The organism is Streptomyces kebangsaanensis (genome assembly GCF_001906585.1).
Lineage (GTDB): Bacteria > Actinomycetota > Actinomycetes > Streptomycetales > Streptomycetaceae > Streptomyces > Streptomyces kebangsaanensis.
Window position 1 is genome coordinate 91,669 of record NZ_JUJA01000144.1, and the last position, 4,130, is coordinate 95,798.

Genomic DNA, 4,130 nt, shown 5'->3' on the forward strand with positions numbered 1-4,130 from the left:
CGCCGTCACTCCTCCGGGGGTGACGGCGGCACCACCGCGACGGGGCTCGCCGCGTGCAGGAGGACGGCCTGGGTGACCGAGCCCATCATGCGGGCCGGTGCCAGCAGGCGTCGGCGGTGGCGGCCGACCACGGTCAGTTCCGCGTCGCGGGAGGCGGTGACCAGGTGGCCGGCCGCGTCGCCGGGTGCGACCCAGGACTCCGTCCGCACCTCGGGGTGGCGGGTGCGGTGCGGGGCGAGGAGGCCGTCGATCAGGGTCCGGGTCTCGCTCTCCACGGCCTCCTGGTCGATCACGGGCGGGGCGAGCTCGCCGGGCGCCATCCAGGTCGGGCCCGGCCACGGGTAGGCGGTGACCACCTGGAGCCGGGCCTCGCGCAGGGCGGCCTCGGTGAAGGCGAAGGCGAGCGTGGCCTCGTCGGGGCTGTCGGCGTTCAGGCCGACGACCACGCGGGGCCCGGGCCCGCCCGGTGTCTCGCCGTGGACCTCACGGCCGGGCCGGGGCACGACGACGACCGGGCAGCCGGCGTCGCGGGCGGCGGCCAGGCCGTTGGAGCCGAGCAGCAGGCTGGCGAAGCCGCCGCGCCCGCGTGAGCCGAGCACCAACAGCTGTGCGGTGGCACCGAGTTCGGGCAGCAGGACGCCGGGCAGCCCGTCCAGTCCGGCGTACTCCGCCTCGATCTCCCCGGTGCGGCCTTCGAGGTGGGCGCGCGCCTGGTCGAGCACCGGGTCGTCGTCGCCCCGGGGCGGTCCGGCGACCAGGACGTCGGGCTGGGCCCAGGCCGCGTACTGCCGCACATGGACGGCCCGCAGCGGCGCGCCGCGCCTCCGGGCGGCGTCGAGGGCCCAGTCCAGGGCGCGCAGGCTGTCGTCGGAGCCGTCGACCGCGGCGACGACCGGTGGGGTGCTCATGGGTTCCTCTCCTCGGACGGCGGCCTTCCCGCGGGCCGGACCGGCTCGGCCGCCGGCCCGGGCGGGGCTTTCAAGGTCACCTGTCCGGAAAAGCGAGGGGCACACCCCCGGACCGGCGCCCCGGCCCGGCGTCGCCTCGGGTGAGGTCGGACTCCCCCCTCCGGGCCCCCGACACGAACGCGCCCCACTCCGCGGGGGCGAAGATCAGGGAGGGGCTCTCCGGGCGACCGCTGTCGCCCATCGCGATGAAGCCCTCGGCGAAGGCGATCCGGACATCTCCCGTGCCGCGGCTGCTCGACCGCCGCTCGGCGTTGCCGAGATCCGGCTCCGGCTCGTCCCGCCCCGCGAGCGGGTACTGCTGGACCGTGCTCCCGGCCACGTCCGTGCTCCTCCCGGTTCCGTCGTCCGCGGGTCGGCCCAGCGATCGCGCCGAGCCTCCGACAGGCCGTGCGGGAGTCGTCATTCGCCGCCGGACCGGTCGCGCAGTTCGCGCTTGAGGACCTTTCCGCTGGCGTTGCGCGGCAGTCCGGTCACGAAGTGGACCTTCTTGGGTGCCTTGAAGGGGGCCAGCTTCTCGCGGGCGTGGGCGATCAGTTCCGCCTCGGTGACCTCGCCCCGGGGGACGACGAAGGCGGTGACGGCCTCGATCCAGTGGTCGTCGGGGAGGCCGACCACGGCCGCCTCGGCGACCTGGGGGTGGGTGTACAGGGCGTCCTCGACCTGGCGGGAGGCGACCAGTACGCCACCGGAGTTGATGACGTCCTTCACCCGGTCGACGACCGTGTAGTAGCCGTGCGGGTCGCGGACGGCGAGGTCGCCGGAGCGGAACCAGCCGTCACGGAAGGCCTCGGCGGTCTCCTCGGGCTTGTCCCAGTAGCCCTCGCACAGCTGCGGTGAGCGGTAGACGACTTCGCCGGGTGTGCCGTCGGGCACGTCCTTGCCGTCCTCGTCGACGACCCGGGCGTCCACGAAGAGCACCGGCCGTCCGCAGGAGTCCATCCGGCCCTTGTGCTCGTCGGGGCCCAGCACCATGGCCAGCGGGCCGATCTCACTCTGGCCGAAGCAGTTGTAGAAGGCGAGTTCCGGCAGGCGCTCGCGGAGGCGTTCCAGGACCGGCACCGGCATGATCGACGCGCCGTAGTACGCCTTGCGCAGGCCGTCGAGGTTCCGGGTGGCGAAGTCGGGGCGGCCCTCGATGCCGATCCACACCGTGGGCGGGGCGAACAGGCTGTCCGCGCGTCCGGCCTCGACCAGGTCGAGGATCCGGTCTCCGTCGGGCGCGTCGAGAACGACGTTCGTGGCGCCCACGGCCAGGTACGGCAGCAGGAACACGTGCATCTGCGCCGAGTGGTAGAGCGGCAGCGAGTGGACGGGGCGGTCCCCCGCGCTGAGGTCGAGGGCCGTGATCGCGCTCAGGTACGCGTGGACCAGCGCCCGGTGGGTCATCATCGCGCCCTTGGGCAGGGCGGTGGTGCCGGAGGTGTAGAGCAGCTGCACCAGGTCGTCGGTGCGCGGCTCGGGGCCGTCGTACGGCGCTGCGGAGGGCAGCCGGGCCAGCAGCGAGTCGTCGGTCCCGCGCAGCGCCAGCGTCCGTACGCCGGTGGGCAGGCGCCCGGCCAGGTCCGGGTCGGCGAGGACCAGTGTGCTGCCCGACTGGCCGACGATGTACGCGAGGTCGTCGCCGGTGAGGTTCTGGTTGACCGGCACGTGCACCAGGCCCGCGCGGGCGCAGGCGAGGAAGGCGATCGGATAGGCGTCGGAGTTGTGGCCGTAGGCGCCGACCCGGTCGCCGGGGCCGAGGCCCTGGTCGAGCAGGACGCTCGCCGCGCGGGAGACGGCGTCGTCGAGTTCGGCGTACGTCCACGAACGCCCGCCGTACTCGACGGCGACCCGCGCCGGGGTGCGCCGGGCGCTGCGCCGCAGGACTCCGTCGACCGTGCTCCCATGTCCAGGCGTCATGACAGATGATCCTCGGCCCGCCGACGGGAGCAGGTCAAGCGCCGTGTTGCCCGTACGGGTTCGTACGGGCCGGGCGCGATCCCGCCAGGACGATCACACCCGATCACTTTCAGTCGATTTCAGCGCTCTCGCATTCGCGGGTCGATTGGCGGCAGAAAAAACATCGACGCTATTTCTCTCTTTTCTTTCACCTCCATCTCCGGGGCAGCCGCAGCAACAAAAAGATCACGCATTACGGGTCCCCACCGCTCGACGTGGCGATATTTTGACTGCTCCCCTCCCTGAAGGAGAGGGGATTCCTGGCTCAGGCCGCCTCCCGGAGCGGCGCTCCGGGAGGTCTTGCGCCCTCGACGCCGGCCGGGTCCAGACCTGCCCGGAGGAGCATCACGCGGGCGGAGTTCTTGTCCCGGGGACAGACGGCTCCGCACGCGGTGCAGGTGTAGGTGCGTTCGGACAGCGGCTGGGGGTCCCCCCACGCCCTTCAGGCAGTGGGGGAGCGTGCTTGGTTCTCGCTCCGCAGGCTGCGCAGTCCATGGTGGTGTGCGCGGGATGCACCCGGCGGACGTCCCGCGCGTGTTTGCGGCCCATCTCGATCAGCGCCCGCTTGGTGGCGCCGATCGCGGCGTCGGCCGCCTTGCGCGCCATCGACGTCCGGGCCAGGAACCTGGGCTTGAAGTCCTCCACCGCGATCACGTCATGGTCGCGCACCACTCTCTTCGCCCACTTGCGGGCGGTGTCCTGGCGCTGCCGGGCGATCTTCGCGTAGGTCTTCGCCCGCCACCGCTGCGCCTGCCGGTAGCCCTTCGACGCGGCCTGCCCTTCTTCGGCCTGCGCCGGGCCATCATCCGGTCGTAGCGACCCAGCTTGGCTTGGACCTTTTTGCCGTGCTGGGGGTGGGGGAGGTCGTGGGCGTCGGAGGTGGTGGTGGCGGTCTCCCGCACCCCCAGTCGATGCCGATCACCGCACCGGTCGGCGGCAGCGGCTCGACCGGGGCAGGGACGACGAACGAGGCGTACCAGTGGCCGAGGCGGTCGCGGTACACGCGCACCGAGGACGGCTCGGCCAGCAGCGGACGGGACCACACCACGGTCAAAACGATCCCGCCCGCCAGGTGCAGCCGCCCGTCCCTGGGCCGGAAGCCGCGCCGCGTGTAGTTCAGCGTCGGATCCGTTTCATGCTTCTTCCTGGGCCGGGGCATGCCGGCCCGCCGCCTGGCGGGCAGCCGGTCCTTGAGGTCCTTCAGGGCCTTCGCGCGGGAGGCGG

Annotated in this window: 2 protein-coding genes and 2 pseudogenes; all 4 read right to left on the reverse strand. The window is 73.0% G+C overall.

Going from position 1 to position 4,130, the window contains the following annotated elements; translation table 11 throughout:
• Positions 1 to 5 precede the first annotated feature (5 nt).
• Positions 6 to 908 carry a universal stress protein gene (locus RH94_RS21915; RefSeq protein ID WP_073949197.1) on the reverse strand — a complete coding sequence of 301 codons (903 nt, stop codon included), beginning with the start codon at positions 906 to 908 and terminating at the stop codon, positions 6 to 8.
• Between the two features lie 139 nt (positions 909 to 1,047).
• Positions 1,048 to 1,287: pseudogene (locus tag RH94_RS21920) on the reverse strand (DUF397 domain-containing protein); the annotation flags it as partial.
• 80 nt (positions 1,288 to 1,367) lie between these two features.
• The gene (locus RH94_RS21925; RefSeq protein ID WP_073949198.1) at positions 1,368 to 2,867 is read right to left on the reverse strand and encodes an acyl-CoA synthetase; all 1,500 of its coding nucleotides are present in this window, start codon (positions 2,865 to 2,867) and stop codon (positions 1,368 to 1,370) included.
• 304 nt (positions 2,868 to 3,171) lie between these two features.
• A pseudogene (locus tag RH94_RS21930) lies at positions 3,172 to 4,130 on the reverse strand (RNA-guided endonuclease InsQ/TnpB family protein); the annotation flags it as partial.